Origin of the sequence: Yersinia canariae (assembly GCF_009831415.1) — a bacterium.
GTDB classification, from domain to species: Bacteria; Pseudomonadota; Gammaproteobacteria; order Enterobacterales; family Enterobacteriaceae; genus Yersinia; species Yersinia canariae.
The window spans coordinates 4,136,531-4,154,401 of record NZ_CP043727.1 but is presented as its reverse complement, the minus strand read 5'-3'; the positions used below and the strand labels follow the sequence as shown (position 1 = coordinate 4,154,401).

The following is a 17,871-nucleotide window of genomic DNA, read 5'->3' as shown; positions in this document are numbered from 1 at the left end:
TTATGGCAGATGAATTGAATTGGCAGTCACAGCAGGAAACGCTGGTACTGCAAGGTGAATTGGATCGTGAAACGCTGTTACCGCTGTGGCAATTGCGTGAGACATTGTTGGCGGATAAGACACGTATTGATGTCAGCCAATTAAAGCGGGTTGATTCATCTGGCCTGGCACTGCTTGTTCACTTTCGTGAACTGCGCAGCAAACAGGGTGTCTCATTAGCCATTACCGGTGTCAGCGATCGGCTGTCTACCTTGATTGAACTGTACAATCTGCGAGACGTCATCCCGGTAGAAGTCGTCAGCGCATAGTCGGTGGCATTAAATCGATACATATTTGTGTCGATTATTTCCACAGCAAAAAACTAAAGTTTTCAAGCCTCTGTGTGCAATAGCAAAACAGGGGCTTTTCTTTAGTTTCAGAGAAAGCTGTATTCCACTAATATGTTCAGCTGATTACTATACCCAATAGATTTCAAGATGCAGCCAACATCTCTGCCACTTGAAGTCTGACGGCTATAATCCTCCTAAAATAGAATGAATCTTATGGATACTTCCGAAATTAAAGACGTGCTGATGCGAGCATTGGCATTACAAGAAGCGCATGTTACCGGTGATGGCAGCCACTTTCAGGTGATTGCTGTGGGTGAGTTATTTGCTGATATGAGCCGGGTGAAAAAACAGCAAGCTGTATATGCGCCTTTGATGGAATATATTGCTGATAACCGTATTCATGCCTTATCTATTAAGGCCTATACGCCACAAGAGTGGCAGCGGGATCGCAAACTAAACGGCTTTTAATGCTGTTGGCGATAAAATTGCCTACAGACTTGTTAGGCGGTTTCTAAAGCGGGCAGTGAATTCGAATTTGACAACCAGTATTTTGACAACAAAGAGTGGTCACAATGGATAAGTTTCGTGTGCAGGGGCGGACTCGCCTAAGCGGTGAGGTCACCATTTCCGGAGCGAAAAACGCAGCATTACCAATATTATTTGCTGCGTTATTGGCTGAAGAACCGGTAGAGTTGCAAAATGTCCCAAAGCTAAAAGACATTGATACCACCATTAAGTTGCTGAGCCAATTAGGCACCAAAATTGAACGCGATGCTTCCGGCTCTGTTTTTGTTGATGCCAGCGGTGTAAACGAGTTCTGTGCGCCTTACGATTTAGTTAAGACCATGCGCGCCTCAATTTGGGCATTGGGGCCACTGGTTGCCCGCTTTGGTAAAGGACAGGTCTCTCTACCGGGCGGTTGTGCTATTGGCGCGCGTCCGGTTGATTTGCATATCACCGGTTTGGAACAACTGGGCGCTGAAATCAAGCTGGAAGAAGGCTACGTCAAAGCTTCTGTCAATGGTCGTCTGAAAGCCGCGCATATCGTAATGGATAAAGTCAGCGTGGGCGCGACTGTGACCATTATGAGTGCAGCCACATTGGCCGAAGGCACCACGGTTATTGAAAACGCCGCTCGCGAGCCAGAAATTGTTGATACGGCGAATTTCCTGAATACGCTGGGAGCAAAAATCACCGGCGCGGGTACTGACCGCATTACTATTGAGGGTGTGGCGCGCTTGGGAGGCGGTGTTTATCGCGTTCTGCCCGACCGCATTGAAACCGGTACTTTCCTGGTGGCTGCGGCGATTTCTGGCGGTAAAGTGGTTTGTCGTCAGACTCGCCCTGATACGCTGGATGCGGTGTTGGCCAAGCTGCGTGAAGCCGGTGCTGATATTGAAGTTGGCGACGACTGGATAAGCCTTGATATGCACGGTAAACGCCCTAAAGCCATTACCCTGCGGACCGCGCCACACCCCGGCTTCCCAACGGATATGCAGGCTCAGTTCAGCTTACTGAACCTCGTCGCGGAAGGGACCGGTGTTATCACCGAAACGATTTTTGAAAACCGTTTTATGCATGTGCCAGAGCTGATTCGTATGGGCGCACATGCAGAAATCGAGAGTAATACGGTGATTTGCTATGGCGTTGAGCAACTGTCTGGTGCTCAGGTAATGGCAACTGATCTGCGTGCTTCTGCCAGTTTGGTATTAGCGGGCTGTATTGCTGATGGCGTGACTATTGTTGACCGCATTTATCATATCGATCGCGGTTATGAAGGTATCGAAGATAAATTGCGTGCTTTGGGTGCTAAAATCGAGCGCGTAAAAGGCGAATAAGCTTTTTCTCATCGCCCCATAAAAACAGATGCCAGCCGGTGATTATCGGGCTGGCATTTTTTTGCGACCTATACTGATCAAAATGATTATGATGCTGGCTGTTGTTGGCCAAGGACTTCGTTTTGATCCAATTCTGTGATGGTGATTTGTGCCGTAATTTGCTGGCCATTACGTAATAATAAAACCGGAATTGTGGTGCCAGGGCGAATTTCAGCTACCTGATCCATAGTTTCAATCACAGATGTTGCAGGCTTATTATTAACGCTAAGAATGATATCGCCCACTTGTAAGTTAGCATTCGCAGCCGGGCCATTTGGCGATATCTTGTTCACTTTAATGCCGTGGATTCGATCGCCGCTATTACCGCTGGCATTGAATGGCGGATATTCTTCGCCGGTAATTCCAATATAGCCACGAATAACTCGGCCATCACGAATCAGCTTTTCCATCACTTTGGTTGCGAGCGCTGTCGGAATGGCAAAACCGATACCTTCTGGCGTTTCACCATTACTGCTTTTATCAAAGGACAGCGTGTTAATCCCCATCAATTCACCCAGCGTATTGACCAGCGCACCGCCGGAGTTCCCTTGGTTGATTGAAGCATCTGTCTGGAGAAAGTTTTGTCGCCCGGAATCACTTAAACCAATGCGTCCTGTGGCGCTGATAATCCCTTGCGTGACGGTTTGACCGAGATTATAGGGGTTACCAATCGCGAGCACGACGTCACCAATATGTGGCGTGCGATTAATATTAATGGGAATGACCGGCAGGTTTACCGCATCGATTTTCAAAACAGCTAAATCAGTCAGATTATCTGAACCGACTAGCAATGCTTCTGATATACGACCGTTTTGTAATGCGACAATGATTTGTTCAGCATTATTGATAACGTGTTTATTGGTGAGGATATAACCCTTATCACTCATGATTACGCCAGAACCCAAAGTGCGAATGGCTAACCCTTCCTGAGTCGGGCTTAGGCTACGGTTATAAACATTAACAACGGCAGGGGCCGCTCTGCGCACCGCCTGGTTATAACTGGCGGGAGCCTCTTCATCTACGCTATTACCATTGCTGGAAAAGAAATGGCCGGGGCTACGGAGCATAGGGATTGCAACCAGTAAGATACCGGCAACAATTAGCCCCAAAATAATAGAACGCAATAGCTTAAGAAACATGAAGTTTAAGGCGTGAATGAATAGGTAAGCGGAGGATAGCATGAGTTTGGCGGACACAGCATTGTGCTGTGTCCGATTTTTCTGCAAATTAGCGGATTAACAGATAAATATTCTCTTCACCACGCACAATGTTCAGTGCAATAACCGCAGGTTTAGCTTCAATAGCTTTGCGTAACTCGGCGATATCTTTCACTCGCACACGGTTTACGGCAATAATTACATCGTCTTTTTGCAAGCCCGACTGTGCTGCCGGTGAGCCTTTGGTCACGTTTTCTACTTTGACGCCCTTGCTGCCACCTTTGATTTCACCATTGCTCAGGGATGCACCCTGTAATGAAGGTGATAGGGTATCTGCACTGGTGGATGTTGGGCTGCTGTTCTCCAGTGTTACCGTCACTTCAAGCGGTTTGCCATCACGTAACAAACCGACTTTAATAGCTTTACCCGGGCCGGTAGTGCCCACTTTGGCGCGTAACTCCGCAAAGCTGCTGATAGGTTTACCTTCCACGGAAACTAATACGTCACCCGCTTTGATACCGGCTTTAGATGCCGCTGATTTTGGCAACACTTCACTGACAAAAGCCCCGCGCTGAGCATCAATATTAAAGGCTTTCGCCATGTCAGCGGTCATTTCACTACCACGAATACCAAGCAGGCCGCGTTTCACTTCGCCAAACTCAATTAACTGCTGGCTGAGGTTTTGCGCCATGTTGCTTGGAATGGCGAAACCGATGCCGATATTACCGCCACCCGGCGCTAAAATGGCGGTGTTAATCCCAATCAATTCGCCGTTCAGGTTAACCAGCGCCCCTCCTGAGTTGCCGCGGTTGATAGAAGCATCAGTCTGAATAAAGTTTTCTAACCCTTCCAGATTCAAGCCACTGCGGCCCAGTGCAGAAATAATACCGGATGTTGCAGTTTGCCCCAGACCAAATGGGTTCCCCACGGCGACGGCAAAATCACCGACACGCAGATTATCGGAGTCAGCTATTTTAATAGCTGTCAGGTTTTTGGCATCCGTTAGCTGTAACAACGCGATATCAGTTTGCTCATCGCGCCCCAGCAGTTTGGCATCATATTCACGGCCATCATTGAGCTGAACACGGATTTTATCCGCGTTATTGATAACGTGGTTATTGGTCAGTACATAACCTTTTTCCGCATTAATAATGACGCCAGACCCCAAACCTTCAAAGGGGCGATTGCTCTCTTTACCTGTTGGCGCATTTGGGCCGAAGAAGAATTTGAACTCTTCTGGCAAACGCTGTTGCTGTACTTGAGTGCCTGAGACATGAACACTGACAACGGCGGGTAACACTTTCTCCAGCATTGGCGCCAGACTTGGGACTGCTTGGCCCGCTACTGCCGCAGGAAGTGCCGCTGCGTTCACCATAGGAACAGATGCGAGACCTAAGCCGACACTCATTGCCAGCGCACTAAGAAATAATGATTTTTTCTTCATTGATTTAAACTCTCTCAATACCTAACGGTGAATGAATAGGGGATGGCTGCGACAGGTCCGTTATTAATTCAGACTCTGAATGAGCTAAAAAATTCACTTATTTCAAAAGGCTACTGCTGTTCTAAAAATAAGCACCCTAAGATACCGCTTGATATAGGGGTTAGGATAAAGCAATTCAAGGAGAGGTAAGTATAGAAGTGTAAATGTGCTGACTACAGCAGTGCGAGGCATGCTGTAGTCAGCTTGATATTTATGTGCTTAGTCTCGGGTCTGATGTTCCGGACGCAGTAAACCGGATGCCCCTTCGGAGTAATCACGAGGTGGCATTTTGACCGGTGCCTGGTCATTATCGGCTTCCGATTCTGTCAGACGATAGCGGAACGGGTTATCTTGCAACGGCAAGTCCGGTAATAAGTTATTGGAGCTTTTCGCCATATGCTGATAAAGCTGGCGATAGTCGCGAGCCATGTTATCCAGCAATTCGGCACTGCGGGCAAAATGCCCAACCAGTTCCTGACGGTATTCTTCCAGGTCTGTTTTGCTCTTCTCCAGCTCATTTTGCAGCACTTGCTGCTGACGCAATTTACGGTTGCCAAAGCGCATAGCCACCGCGCCAATTACAATACCAACAACCAACCCAATAAGCGCATACTCCCAGGTCATGATGACTCCTTTTTTGACTTCATTGTTCAGCAGGGCTTTTTCACTTAATAATACCCACTATAACCGTTAACCTTGTCTGAGTGGAATCCTGATGCAACTTTGCTTATGGTTATCAGGCTTTTTTCGCAGTAGCAGAGTCGGTAAATGCTGCGATTGCCCGATAAATCAGCAAGAAAGCGCAGCGAAAAGTAGATAACTATTTTATCAGGGATTGTTGATAAACATGCAACCGAGTTCACCTATAGCACTTTACCAGCAGGCACTTGATGTCGGCGACTACCAACCTGATGATGTACAGCGGCGCACCGTCGCCCGGCTGGACACCATTTATCAGGAACTGAATCAACGCCAGAACTCCCCTGCGGCGAGTGCCGGTATTCGAGGGCATTTGGGCCGTTTATTGGGACGAAGTGCCCCACGCACGCCAATTCGCCCGGTTCAGGGCCTATATATGTGGGGCGGTGTGGGGCGGGGTAAAACCTGGTTGATGGATATGTTTTTCCACAGTTTGCCGGGCGAACGTAAGCTCCGGCTGCATTTTCACCGTTTTATGTTGCGGGTGCATCAGGAGCTAACAACGCTGCAAGGTCATGAAAATCCATTAGAAATCATTGCTGATGGCTTTAAGGCGCAGACCGATGTGCTGTGTTTTGATGAATTCTTTGTTTCAGATATTACTGATGCCATGTTGTTGGCGACATTACTCGAAGCACTGTTTGCCCGTGGCATCACTTTGGTTGCGACGTCAAATATTCCACCGGATGACTTGTATCGTAATGGTTTACAGCGCGCCCGCTTCTTGCCGGCCATTGAACTCATTAAGCAATATTGCGACGTGATGAATGTCGATGCCGGTATTGACTATCGTCTGCGCACTTTGACTCAAGCAAACCTCTATCTGACCCCACTAAACCCGCAAACTGAGCAGGCAATGGCAGATATTTTCATTAAGCTGGCGGGCAAAGAAGGTGAAAGGGCACCGGTACTGGAAGTTAATCATCGGCCTTTGCCAGCCATTTGCTCGGCGCAAGGCGTGCTGGCGGTCGATTTCCATACATTATGTGAAGAGGCTCGCAGCCAACTTGATTACATCGCGCTGTCTAAGCTTTATCACACCGTATTACTGCACAATGTCCACAAGATGGCGACGCAAGATGAGAATACCGCCCGGCGTTTTCTGGCATTAGTCGATGAGTTTTATGAGCGGCGAGTGAAATTGATCATTGCAGCGGAAGCATCAATGTTCGAGATTTATTGCGGCGAGCGGCTTAAATTTGAATATCAGCGATGTTTATCGCGATTACAAGAGATGCAAAGTGAAGAATATCTCTCTTTACCGCACTTGCCGTAAAAGTAATCTGCGCCGCAGTTATTCACTTTATACGCGCTAAAATGCTATTCTGTGACGGGCGATTATTCTTCGCCCTAACTTAACATGTTTAATTTATACCTTTCTCGCCAAAAACAGTTCGATCTTTGACGTCGACTTCTCTATAATCTTGCGACCCCACGTTACAACAAAGTTTTTTTCCCAGAACTTTGTATAGTGCCAGCATTGGCTATTCGAAGGGGTAGGTTTGCTGGACTGATGGTCGTGTGAGCCTCAACTGTTTTTGAACGTTTGGGTGTTCACCAACGTGTAACTTATTAATTGGGTAAGCTTTTATAATGAAAACTTTCACAGCTAAACCAGAAACTGTAAAACGCGACTGGTATGTTGTTGACGCGAATGGTAAGACCTTGGGTCGCCTCGCTACTGAACTGGCTAGTCGCCTACGCGGCAAGCATAAAGCGGAATACACCCCGCACGTTGATACTGGTGATTACATCATCGTTCTGAACGCAGAAAAAGTTGCTGTAACCGGCAACAAGCGTACAGACAAGATTTATTACCGTCACACCGGTCACATCGGTGGTATCAAACAAGCGACCTTTGAAGAGATGATTGCCCGCAGTCCTGAGCGTGTGATTGAAATCGCGGTTAAAGGCATGCTGCCGAAGGGTCCGCTGGGCCGTGCAATGTATCGTAAACTTAAAGTTTATGCAGGTACTGAGCACAATCATGCGGCACAGCAACCGCAAGTTCTGGACATTTAATCGGGATTATGGCAATGGCTGAAAATCAATACTACGGCACTGGTCGCCGCAAAAGTTCTGCTGCACGCGTTTTTCTTAAGCCGGGTAGCGGTAAAATCGTTATTAACCAACGTAGCCTTGAAGTTTACTTCGGTCGTGAAACTGCCCGCATGGTAGTGAATCAACCGCTGGAACTGGTAGACATGGTTACCAAGTTTGACATGTACATCACTGTTAAAGGTGGTGGTATTTCAGGTCAGGCTGGCGCTATCCGTCACGGTATCACCCGTGCACTGATGGAATATGACGAGTCTCTGCGTGGTGAACTGCGTAAAGCTGGCTTCGTAACGCGTGATGCGCGTGAAGTTGAGCGTAAGAAAGTGGGTCTGCGTAAAGCACGTCGTCGTCCACAGTTCTCCAAACGTTAATTTTTTGCCTTTATGGCATCATATTAATGGTAAAAACCCGGTGTCTCACCGGGTTTTTTTATTTGTTTGAATCGCTAAAAGCACTCTCCCACCATTTTATTCATTATATTTTTGCCGCTAAACCGTTGTCTGATAGACAATTATTGATGAAATCGTAGCGCCACCCCCACAAAACACACAAAATCTGGTAAACTATCACTCACTTTTGTGCCTGTTCGGCGAACTGTTAGCGTCCGTGTATCTCCCTGGCTGAATTATTATCTCGACCAAGGATTATTTACGGCAGCAACTACCTGGATTACGAACCGGCGGTAAAACGACTCAGGATAGCAACGTCCACCGTGGGCTATTCGCATTGTTTTCTAGATAATCTTGGAGGTTTTCATGGCTGTCGCTGCCAACAAACGTTCGGTAATGACGCTGTTTTCCGGCCCGACCGACATTTTTAGCCATCAAGTACGTATCGTACTGGCGGAGAAAGGTGTCAGTGTTGAGATTGAGCAGGTTGAAGCTGATAACCTGCCGCAGGACCTGATTGACCTCAATCCTTACCGTACAGTGCCGACTTTGGTTGACCGCGAGCTGACTCTGTATGAATCCCGCATCATCATGGAGTATCTGGATGAGCGTTTCCCTCACCCACCATTGATGCCGGTATACCCTGTTGCTCGTGGTAGCAGCCGTTTGATGATGCACCGTATTGAGCATGACTGGTATTCCCTGCTGCACAAAATCGAACAAGGCAATGCCCAAGAAGCTGAAGCAGCACGTAAGCAGTTACGCGAAGAACTGCTGTCTATCGCTCCGGTGTTTAATGAAGCTCCTTACTTTATGAGTGAAGAGTTCAGCCTGGTCGATTGCTACCTGGCTCCGCTGCTGTGGCGTTTGCCAGTATTAGGCATTGAATTCACTGGCGCGGGTTCTAAAGAGCTGAAAGGCTATATGACACGTGTGTTTGAGCGTGATGCATTCCTGGCTTCTCTGACTGAAGCTGAACGTGAAATGCGCCTGCAAACCCGGGGTTAATTTTTATGGCGACGTCTGATATGTCTCCGCGCCGTCCTTACCTGTTGCGCGCATTCTATGAGTGGCTGATTGATAATCAGCTGACGCCACATCTGGTCGTAGATGTGACTCGGCCGGGTGTTTCGGTGCCGATGGAGTTTGCCCGTGATGGGCAAATTGTATTGAATGTGGCACCGCGTGCGGTGGGTAATCTGGAATTGGGTAATGAGGGGGTGAGCTTCAATGCCCGTTTTGGTGGTGTTCCCCGTCAAGTGACTGTCCCTATGGGGGCGGTGATGGCAATCTATGCGCGTGAAAATGGTTCAGGCACCATGTTTGAACCTGAAGAAGCTTACGATTCTGATGCTGATGGTCATTTTGTCGGCATGGAAGAGGAAGATAACGAAACTGCGCCGACAGAAAGCTTGATGCTGGTAACGGATGATACTCAGGCCCCACAGGGCGATGATGGTAACTCACAAGATGATGAGCCGCCGCAACCGCCACGCAGTGGTGGTCGTCCAGCATTGCGAGTTGTTAAGTAGTCGCCTTCATTTCCCGGGCAAAGTGTTAGTAGGGCGGCTTTGGCCGCCCTAATTATTTATATCGCACCATGACTATTAAGATAACTTTTTCAATTCGGCCAGGCAGCTATCACGTTGGCTCATCATGTCACTATTTCTGATAGTTGACAGAGTATGAGTAGCACGCTGCTGGAAATTGGCTTTGGCAGCACTGTCTTTAGCATCGGCGGGTGCAGTGCAAATCTCTGATAATGTAAGAGTTTTACTGTCGCTTACCGCTTTTAGCACTGCCGCTGGGTTATAAATGAGTGCAGAAGAGAGTGCTGATTTTACCCCCGCAGTGAAACTCGCATTTCCACCATCGACCAGTTTAGGGGCCATGGCAATCCAGTTGTCATCACCCAGCTTAATATTATTCTCTACAGCGGGCAGTTGCCCAGCCTTCGCCAACTCTGCCACTACAGCACGCGCGCCACGGGCTTCAATGTTATAGCCAACTTCTTGATAATTAAGAGACATTGCTAATGCGCTGCCACTAAGCGCCAGCAATCCGCCAGCAATGAAAAGTAAGTGAGATTTCATAACAGATAATCCTTTCTTTAAAACAAAGCGTAACAAAACAATATGTACCGGAAAATAGCGGTGTGAGGCCAGGAAGTATTAGTCTAAAAGCATAATTCAATATGAACTCGGCCTTTACTATAGCGCTTCATGATTAAAATGTGACAAATAAGGCCAATTGAGATTGTTACAAAATCTTGAGTGAGTAGGGATATGCAGTGGAAAATAGCAATGAAAAGGGCTGGATAACCAGCCCTCGACTTATTTGGGTATAGATGGATTTGACTATCAGACTTCCAGATAACTCATGATGCCTTCTGCGGCTTTGCGGCCTTCAGCAATGGCTGTAACCACCAAATCAGAGCCGCGAACAATATCGCCGCCCGCAAAGATTTTTGGATTACTGGTCTGGAAAGCATTATCAGTGCGCTCCGGAGCCACGACACGGCCCTGTTTATCTAATGCTACATCGTGAGCGGCCAACCATTCCATGCTGTGTGGGCGGAAGCCAAACGCCATCACCACGGCATCTGCGGGCAGAATATGCTCTGAACCAGGGATCTGCTCAGCCACACTACGGCCTTGTGCATCAGGCGCGCCCAGTTGGGTTCGAACCATCTTCACACCACAAACTTTGCCATTGCTGTTTACTTCAATGCTCAATGGTTGCAGGTTAAATTTAAATTCTACCCCTTCCTCGCGGGCATTTTTCACTTCCCGCTTGGAACCCGGCATGTTGGCTTCATCGCGGCGATAGGCACAAACCACGTCGGTAGCCCCTTGGCGAATGGATGAACGCACGCAGTCCATTGCAGTATCACCGCCACCCAGCACCACCACGCGTTTACCTTGCATGTTGATATAAGGTTCGTGAGGCGCGGCCTCATAGCCCATCAACTGTTTGGTGTTGGCAATCAGGAATGGCAGCGCATCATACACACCAGATGCATCTTCGTTTTCTAGGCCACCGCGCATTGATTGGTAAGTCCCCACACCGAGGAACACCGCGTCATACTCTTTCAGCAGCGTATCCATGGTGATGTCTTTGCCAACTTCAGTATTCAGTTGGAATTCAATCCCCATCTCGGAGAAGATTTTGCGGCGCTTAATCATCACTTCTTTTTCCAGCTTAAAGGCCGGAATACCAAAGGTCAGCAGACCGCCAATCTCTGGATGACGGTCAAACACCACCGCCTGAACACCATTACGCGCTAAAACATCAGCACAGGCCAGCCCTGCAGGGCCAGCACCAATGACCGCAACACGTTTACCGGTTGGGTAAACATGGGACATATCAGGTTTCCAGCCCATTTCAATGGCTTTATCACTGATATAGCGCTCGATATTGCCGATGGTGACCGCACCGAATTCGTCATTCAGAGTACAAGACCCTTCACACAAGCGGTCTTGTGGACACACACGGCCACAGACTTCCGGCAAGCTATTGGTCTGGTGAGCCAAGTCCGCCGCTTCCATAATCCGCCCTTCGTTGGCCAGTTTCAGCCAGTTAGGGATGTAGTTATGAACCGGGCATTTCCATTCGCAATAGGGGTTACCGCACGACAAACAGCGGTCTGCCTGTGCTTTCGCCTGTGTTTCCGAGAATGGCTCGTAAATCTCAACAAATTCAATTTTACGGATTTTCAGCGGCTTTTTCGGCGGATCTACGCGCTGTAAGTCGATAAACTGATAAACATTCTGACTCATTTCAACCCCTTACTGCGCTTGAACCCGCAGCTCAGCTGCGGAACGGCTACGGTGGCCCAACAGTGCTTTCACATCGCTGGATTTCGGTTTAACCAAAGCAAACTTGGTCACCCATTCCGGCCAGTTAGCCAGAATCTCTTCACCACGGCTAGAACCTGTCAACTGAACATGTTCAGTAATCAGGCCGCGCAGATGCTCTTCATGGATTGCCAGTTGGTCGACATCCAGAACTTCGACCAGCTCAGGGTTAACACGTTTACGGAATTCACCGTCTTCATCAAGAACGTAAGCGAAACCGCCGGTCATACCGGCACCGAAGTTAATTCCGGTTCGGCCCAGTACGCAGACAATACCGCCTGTCATATATTCACAACCGTTATCGCCGATACCTTCAACTACAGTAATTGCACCGGAGTTACGTACTGCGAAACGCTCACCGGCGCGGCCAGCGGCGAATAATTTACCGCCAGTGGCACCATACAGGCAGGTGTTGCCGACAATGCTGGCTTCATGACTGCGGAAGTTGGAGCCGACTGGAGGGCGTACCGCGATGCGGCCACCGGCCATACCTTTGCCGACATAATCGTTGGCATCGCCCGTCAGGGTCAACTCGACGCCACCGGCATTCCACACCCCAAAGCTCTGGCCGGCAGTCCCGGAGAAGTAAGCTTTGATAGGGTCAGTTGCCAGGCCTTGATCACCATGTTTGGTGGCAATCGCGCCAGACAATGCCGCTCCCACTGAGCGGTCAGTGTTGCGGATATCGAAGTAAAACGTCTTGCTGTGCTTGGCTTCAATGTGCGGCTCAGCTTGCGCCAATAACTCTTTGTTCAATAAGCCTTTATCGAACGGAGGGTTACTTTCGGTGCAATGCAGGGCTTTGCCCGGATGTGGCGTTGCTGTTTTCAGCATTGGCGACAAGTCCAGTTTGTTCTGTTTGGCAGAGATGCCATCGAGTTCAAGCAGCATGTCGGTACGGCCAATCAAATCAACCAGTTGGCTAACACCCAACTCAGCCATGATTTCACGGGTTTCACGGGCGATAAACTGGAAGTAGTTCACCACACGTTCCGGCAAGCCGTGATAATGGTCGCGACGCAGCTTTTCATCTTGGGTTGCTACGCCGGTTGCACAGTTATTCAGGTGACAAATACGCAGGTATTTGCAGCCCAGCGCCACCATTGGCCCGGTTCCGAAACCGAAGCTTTCGGCCCCCAGAATCGCGGCCTTAACAATGTCGACGCCGGTTTTCAGGCCGCCATCCACTTGCAGGCGGATTTTATGGCGCAGGCCATTGGCAACCAGCGCTTGCTGAGTTTCCACCAGCCCCAGTTCCCACGGGCAACCGGCATATTTCACCGAAGACAGTGGGCTGGCACCGGTGCCGCCGTCGTAGCCCGCAATGGTAATTAAGTCGGCATAGGCTTTCGCCACACCGGTGGCAATGGTGCCAACACCTGGCTCTGAAACCAGTTTCACTGAAATCAGGGCTTTCGGGTTAACCTGTTTCAAATCGAAAATCAGCTGTGCCAAATCTTCGATTGAGTAAATATCATGGTGCGGTGGTGGAGAAATCAAGGTCACGCCCGGCACGGAATAGCGCAGTTTGGCAATATACGGCGTGACTTTATCACCCGGTAATTGGCCGCCTTCACCCGGTTTCGCACCTTGGGCTACTTTGATTTGGATAACATCAGCATTGACCAGATACGCCGGTGTGACACCGAAACGACCGGAGGCCACCTGCTTGATGCGGGAAACCTTATTGGTGCCGTAACGCGCGGGGTCTTCACCGCCTTCACCGGAGTTTGAGAACCCACCGAGGCTGTTCATGGCGATAGCTAATGATTCATGGGCTTCCGGGCTCAGTGCGCCGATGGACATTGCTGCAGTATCAAAGCGTTTAAACAGTGATTCCGCCGGCTCAACTTGATCGACTGGGATCGGAGTGCCTTGCGGTTTGATAGCCAACAGATCGCGCAAAGTTGCAATTGGGCGTTCATTAACCAGCTTGGCGTAAACCTGATAATCACTGTATTCACCACTGTGGACAGCAGTTTGCAAGGTGCTGACCACATCCGGGTTATACGCATGGTATTCGCCGTTGTGGACAAATTTCAGTAATCCGCCCTGATCCAGTGGCTTACGTTTCAACCACGCGCGTTTAGACAGATTCTGTAAATCCTGTTGGAAATCACTGAAACTGGCTCCGCCGATGCGGCTGACTACACCTTGGAAACACAGGTCTGACAGGTCACGATGCAAGCCAACAGCTTCAAACAGTTTGGCGCAGCGATATGAGGCTACAGTCGAGATGCCCATTTTGGACATGATCTTATACAGCCCTTTATTGATACCATTGCGATAATTAAGCATCACATCGCGATACTTTTTATCAATTGCTTGGGTATCAACCAATTTAGCCAATGATTCATAAGCTAAATAAGGGTAAATCGCGGTCGCACCAAAACCGAGTAATACAGCGAAGTGATGTGGATCACGGGCACTGGCGGTTTCAACAATAATGTTGGCGTCGCAGCGCAGGTTTTTTTCTACTAAGCGCGTCTGAACTGCACCGACCGCCATAGGCGCGGGAACCGGCAGGCGGTTAGGCGCAATAGCTCGGTCTGACAGCACTAACATCACGGCGCCATCTCGCACTTTGCGCTCAGCTTCTTCGCACAGTGCCAATACCGCTTGTTCTAAATCTGTCTCAGCCGGATCAAAAGTCAGATCCAACCGATCCGCGCGGTAATGCTCCCCTTCCAATGTTGTTAATTGTTGGAAATCGGAAAACAGCAAAATGGGCGATTTAAAGCTCAGTCGGTGCGCCTGGCCTTCGGCTTCACAAAACACGTTCATTTCGCGGCCGATGCTGGTGGCCAGTGACATGACATGGGCTTCACGCAGCGGGTCAATTGGCGGGTTGGTGACCTGAGCAAACTGCTGACGGAAATAATCGTAAATAATACGCGGGCCGCTGGAAAGCACGGCAAACGGGGTGTCATCACCCATTGAACCTGTTGCTTCCTGACCAATTTCACCCAGCACACGGATGACTTGATCCAGTTCTTCGCTGCTGTAACCGAACTGCTTCTGATAGGTTTCCAGCTGTGAGTCATCTAACTGACGATTACCCACCTGATCTTCTGGCAAATCTTCAAATGGCACCAGGCGCTTAACGTTCTTTTCCATCCACTCTTTATAGGGATGGCGGCTTTTCAGATCATTATCTGTTTCGGCGGAGTGCAGGATTTTACCGCTACGGGTGTCAATGACCATCAATTCGCCCGGGCCGACGCGACCTTTTTCAATCACTTCATCGGGCTGGTAATCCCAGATGCCGACTTCAGAGGCGCAGGTGATGAGTTTATCTTTGGTGATGACATAGCGCGCTGGGCGCAGGCCATTGCGGTCAAGGTTACAGGCAGCATAGCGGCCATCTGACATCACGATCCCGGCAGGGCCATCCCATGGCTCCATATGCATGGAGTTGAAATCAAAGAAGGCGCGCAGGTCAGTGTCCATATCCGGGTTGTTCTGCCAGGCCGGTGGCACTAACAGACGCATAGCACGAATCAAGTCCATCCCGCCGCTGAGGAATAGCTCCAACATGTTATCCAGTGAACTGGAGTCAGAGCCGGTCTCATTGACGAAAGGAGCGGCATCCTGCAAGTCGGGGATTAATGGTGTTTTGAATTTGTAAGCACGTGCCCTGGCCCATTGGCGGTTACCGGCGATAGTGTTGATTTCGCCGTTGTGTGCCAGATAGCGGAATGGCTGAGCCAGTGGCCAGCGCGGCACGGTGTTGGTTGAGAAGCGCTGGTGGAACAGGCAGATTGCCGACTCCATGCGCAGGTCAGCCAAATCAAGATAAAAACGGGGCAGATCCGCAGGCATACACAAGCCTTTGTAGATCGTGACCAAGTTAGAGAAGCTACAAACGTAGAAATCTTTGTCGTTTGCAATGCGTTTCTCAATACGGCGACGCGCCACAAACAGGCGGCGTTCCATATCGCGTGGACGCCAGCCAGCAGGGGCGTTCACAAAAATCTGTTCAATCCGAGGCAGGGAGGAGAGGGCGATTTCACCAAGAACATCAGGGTTGGTCGGCACTTCACGCCAGCCGATAATCGACAGCGTTTCGTTTTGCAATTCTTCTTCTACAATGCGGCGGCTTGCCTTGGCGAGTTCTTCGTCCTGACTGAGAAATATCATGCCGACGGCATAGTTTTTGGCCAAACGCCATCCGCGTTCTTCTGCGACCATCCGGAAAAAGCGATCCGGTTTTTGTAATAGCAGGCCACAGCCATCGCCGGTCTTGCCATCAGCAAGTATCGCGCCACGGTGTTGCATGCGGGCCAGTGCGTGTATAGCGGTACGCACGACCTTATGGCTAGGTTCGCCTTCTATGTGGGCGATTAGGCCGAAACCACAGTTGTCCCTCTCAAGGGATTTATCGTACAACATATCAGTGAACCTCCCCAGGCTCTGCGAGACTCTCACAAACCGACTCCAGAAGGACATATTTGCATCAGGCGGGGTAAGCTGACAGGCGCGTATTTCGCGGCAAATCTGCTTTTCCGCCCTCCGGAAATGGCCTCTTGTGACGGTTCTCACAAGTGGTATAAGACTTGTTTTAAGAGGGAGTCTTAAATTACTGCATAATTATGACTAGACGTTTGCCCGTCTAGAAAGCTTCCAGCGGACTTCCAACTTAGCGAGAAAGAATACTCAGGTCAAATATAGGCTTAAGATATATCTTTAAGGTGATAAGGGGGGTTATCACAATGAAAATTATGGATTTATCGGCGTTTTTACCCTGTTGGGCGCTTCGTGGTGTAGATACCAAAGTGTGAGCTGTCTCACTATAGTGCAATCGACAAATCTCTGCACCATGCTAGTGCTGACGGGGATTGTAGAGTGATGTGCTGTGTGTGTTATATTTTCTGGTGTTTAACACTATTTTTCACTGAATTGTAATAGAAGCGCTAAGAGCTTGGTGGAAATAAGAAAATTTAATCATCGGTCAAGTGATTTTATTTGCATTTATAGTGAATGGTTATGCGCAGTTGCACCCAAGGGCATGGGAGTTGATCTCTGTCATCGCGAATTGTATCGCTAGCGGGTAGCCTTAAGCTCTTTTTTGACAGGCAGTGCCAAGATTATGCAGTTGCAGAAATTAGTCAATATGTTTGGTGCGGATTTACAGCACCGCTATGGCGAAAAAATTCATAAACTCACGCTACACGGCGGGTTTAGCTGTCCTAATCGCGATGGAACTCTGGGGCGCGGCGGTTGCACCTTTTGCAACGTGGCCTCATTTGCTGATGAACAAATGCAGCAGCAGGGTATTGCGCAGCAGTTAGCAGAACAGGCAAAAAAAGCCAATCGGGCAAAACGTTACCTGGCTTACTTTCAGGCATATACCAGTACTTATGCAGAGGTCAATGCGCTGGCGACGATGTATGAGCAAGCTTTGGCCGAGGCTGACATTGTTGGTTTGTGCGTCGGAACCCGACCCGATTGTGTGCCGGATGCTGTGTTGGATTTATTGAGTGGTTATCATCAGCAAGGTTATGAAGTCTGGCTGGAGCTGGGGTTACAGACCGCGAATGATAAAACTCTTAAACGTATTAATCGCGGCCATGATTTTGCTTGCTACCAGCAAACTGCTCGCCGTGCCCGTGCCAGAGGGTTGAAAGTGTGCTGCCATTTGATTGTTGGCCTGCCGGGTGAGGGCCAAGTGCAGGCAATGGAAACACTGGATAAAGTGGTAGCAACTGGCGTCGATGGGTTAAAACTGCATCCGCTGCATATTGTGGACGGCAGCACCATGGCCAAAGCATGGCGAGCAGGGCGTTTGTCAGAGTTGATGCTGGATGAATATGTGATAACGGCCGGTGAAATGATTCGCCATACCCCCGCCGAAATTGTCTATCACCGGATTTCTGCCAGTGCCCGTAGGCCGACACTGCTTGCGCCATTGTGGTGCGCGAATCGCTGGACTGGCATGAATGAGCTGAATAATTATTTGCTTGAACACGGTGTGCAGGGAACTGCCATTGGGGATGACTATAGTTATGCTTGAAACAAAGTT

General features: G+C 49.3%; 15 protein-coding genes. 9 read left to right on the top strand and 6 right to left on the bottom strand.

All coding sequences use genetic code 11. The features are described 5' to 3' along the window. Positions 1–2 precede the first annotated feature (2 nt). From mlaB to murA, 3 genes are all read left to right on the top strand, one after another. A complete protein-coding gene (gene mlaB, locus F0T03_RS19005) occupies positions 3–308 on the top strand; it encodes a lipid asymmetry maintenance protein MlaB (RefSeq protein WP_145555200.1) in 306 nt (101 codons plus the stop codon). 234 nt (positions 309–542) lie between these two features. Next, the gene (ibaG, locus tag F0T03_RS19000; RefSeq protein WP_145555201.1) at positions 543–797 is read left to right on the top strand and encodes a BolA family iron metabolism protein IbaG; all 255 of its coding nucleotides are present in this window, start codon (positions 543–545) and stop codon (positions 795–797) included. A gap of 104 nt (positions 798–901) precedes the next feature. Beyond that, on the top strand, positions 902–2,167 hold the full coding sequence (gene murA / locus F0T03_RS18995; protein WP_145555202.1) for a UDP-N-acetylglucosamine 1-carboxyvinyltransferase: 1,266 nt from the start codon (positions 902–904) through the stop codon (positions 2,165–2,167). A gap of 86 nt (positions 2,168–2,253) precedes the next feature. Here the strand turns inward: murA and degS are convergent, their stop codons facing one another. From degS to zapG, 3 genes are all read right to left on the bottom strand, one after another. Further along, entirely contained in the window at positions 2,254–3,345 is a 1,092-nt protein-coding gene (gene degS, locus F0T03_RS18990; protein WP_145555203.1) for an outer membrane-stress sensor serine endopeptidase DegS, read from the bottom strand. An 88-nt stretch (positions 3,346–3,433) separates the two neighbouring features. Next, the gene (degQ, locus tag F0T03_RS18985) at positions 3,434–4,807 is read right to left on the bottom strand and encodes a serine endoprotease DegQ (protein WP_145555204.1); all 1,374 of its coding nucleotides are present in this window, start codon (positions 4,805–4,807) and stop codon (positions 3,434–3,436) included. A gap of 258 nt (positions 4,808–5,065) precedes the next feature. Then, on the bottom strand, positions 5,066–5,470 hold the full coding sequence (gene zapG / locus F0T03_RS18980; RefSeq protein ID WP_004714934.1) for a Z-ring associated protein ZapG: 405 nt from the start codon (positions 5,468–5,470) through the stop codon (positions 5,066–5,068). A gap of 223 nt (positions 5,471–5,693) precedes the next feature. On the opposite strand from zapG, the gene zapE reads away from it, so the two are divergent. From zapE to sspB, 5 genes are all read left to right on the top strand, one after another. Beyond that, entirely contained in the window at positions 5,694–6,821 is a 1,128-nt protein-coding gene (gene zapE, locus F0T03_RS18975; RefSeq protein ID WP_159680097.1) for a cell division protein ZapE, read from the top strand. Positions 6,822–7,138: 317 nt separating this feature from the next. Further along, the gene (rplM, locus tag F0T03_RS18970; RefSeq protein WP_004710905.1) at positions 7,139–7,567 is read left to right on the top strand and encodes a 50S ribosomal protein L13; all 429 of its coding nucleotides are present in this window, start codon (positions 7,139–7,141) and stop codon (positions 7,565–7,567) included. A 14-nt stretch (positions 7,568–7,581) separates the two neighbouring features. After that, positions 7,582–7,974, top strand: coding sequence for a 30S ribosomal protein S9 (gene rpsI, locus F0T03_RS18965; RefSeq protein WP_005162424.1), 393 nt, complete (start codon positions 7,582–7,584; stop codon positions 7,972–7,974). 384 nt (positions 7,975–8,358) lie between these two features. Continuing rightward, the gene (sspA, locus tag F0T03_RS18960; protein WP_025376889.1) at positions 8,359–9,000 is read left to right on the top strand and encodes a stringent starvation protein SspA; all 642 of its coding nucleotides are present in this window, start codon (positions 8,359–8,361) and stop codon (positions 8,998–9,000) included. A gap of 5 nt (positions 9,001–9,005) precedes the next feature. After that, positions 9,006–9,524 carry a ClpXP protease specificity-enhancing factor gene (gene sspB / locus F0T03_RS18955; RefSeq protein WP_159680095.1) on the top strand — a complete coding sequence of 173 codons (519 nt, stop codon included), beginning with the start codon at positions 9,006–9,008 and terminating at the stop codon, positions 9,522–9,524. A gap of 75 nt (positions 9,525–9,599) precedes the next feature. On the opposite strand, the gene F0T03_RS18950 is transcribed toward sspB, so the two are convergent. The 3 genes from F0T03_RS18950 to gltB form a co-directional block, all read right to left on the bottom strand. Then, positions 9,600–10,085 (bottom strand): hypothetical protein, encoded by a 486-nt coding sequence (locus F0T03_RS18950; RefSeq protein WP_159680093.1) that lies wholly within the window; start codon positions 10,083–10,085, stop codon positions 9,600–9,602. Positions 10,086–10,352: 267 nt separating this feature from the next. After that, positions 10,353–11,771, bottom strand: coding sequence for a glutamate synthase small subunit (locus F0T03_RS18945; protein ID WP_159680091.1), 1,419 nt, complete (start codon positions 11,769–11,771; stop codon positions 10,353–10,355). A 9-nt stretch (positions 11,772–11,780) separates the two neighbouring features. Beyond that, a complete protein-coding gene (gene gltB, locus F0T03_RS18940) occupies positions 11,781–16,241 on the bottom strand; it encodes a glutamate synthase large subunit (protein ID WP_145555209.1) in 4,461 nt (1,486 codons plus the stop codon). Between the two features lie 697 nt (positions 16,242–16,938). Between gltB and mnmL the strand changes: the two genes are divergently transcribed. Further along, a complete protein-coding gene (gene mnmL / locus F0T03_RS18935) occupies positions 16,939–17,862 on the top strand; it encodes a tRNA modification radical SAM protein MnmL/YtqA (RefSeq protein ID WP_159680089.1) in 924 nt (307 codons plus the stop codon). Positions 17,863–17,871 lie beyond the last annotated feature (9 nt).

Coding starts and splice junctions, on each gene's coding strand:
- mlaB (WP_145555200.1), top strand. CDS start 3: ATGGCAGATGAATTGAATTGGCAGTCACAGCAGGAAACGCTGGTACTG.
- ibaG (WP_145555201.1), top strand. CDS start 543: ATGGATACTTCCGAAATTAAAGACGTGCTGATGCGAGCATTGGCATTA.
- murA (WP_145555202.1), top strand. CDS start 902: ATGGATAAGTTTCGTGTGCAGGGGCGGACTCGCCTAAGCGGTGAGGTC.
- degS (WP_145555203.1), bottom strand. CDS start 3,345: ATGTTTCTTAAGCTATTGCGTTCTATTATTTTGGGGCTAATTGTTGCC.
- degQ (WP_145555204.1), bottom strand. CDS start 4,807: ATGAAGAAAAAATCATTATTTCTTAGTGCGCTGGCAATGAGTGTCGGC.
- zapG (WP_004714934.1), bottom strand. CDS start 5,470: ATGACCTGGGAGTATGCGCTTATTGGGTTGGTTGTTGGTATTGTAATT.
- zapE (WP_159680097.1), top strand. CDS start 5,694: ATGCAACCGAGTTCACCTATAGCACTTTACCAGCAGGCACTTGATGTC.
- rplM (WP_004710905.1), top strand. CDS start 7,139: ATGAAAACTTTCACAGCTAAACCAGAAACTGTAAAACGCGACTGGTAT.
- rpsI (WP_005162424.1), top strand. CDS start 7,582: ATGGCTGAAAATCAATACTACGGCACTGGTCGCCGCAAAAGTTCTGCT.
- sspA (WP_025376889.1), top strand. CDS start 8,359: ATGGCTGTCGCTGCCAACAAACGTTCGGTAATGACGCTGTTTTCCGGC.
- sspB (WP_159680095.1), top strand. CDS start 9,006: ATGGCGACGTCTGATATGTCTCCGCGCCGTCCTTACCTGTTGCGCGCA.
- F0T03_RS18950 (WP_159680093.1), bottom strand. CDS start 10,085: ATGAAATCTCACTTACTTTTCATTGCTGGCGGATTGCTGGCGCTTAGT.
- F0T03_RS18945 (WP_159680091.1), bottom strand. CDS start 11,771: ATGAGTCAGAATGTTTATCAGTTTATCGACTTACAGCGCGTAGATCCG.
- gltB (WP_145555209.1), bottom strand. CDS start 16,241: ATGTTGTACGATAAATCCCTTGAGAGGGACAACTGTGGTTTCGGCCTA.
- mnmL (WP_159680089.1), top strand. CDS start 16,939: ATGCAGTTGCAGAAATTAGTCAATATGTTTGGTGCGGATTTACAGCAC.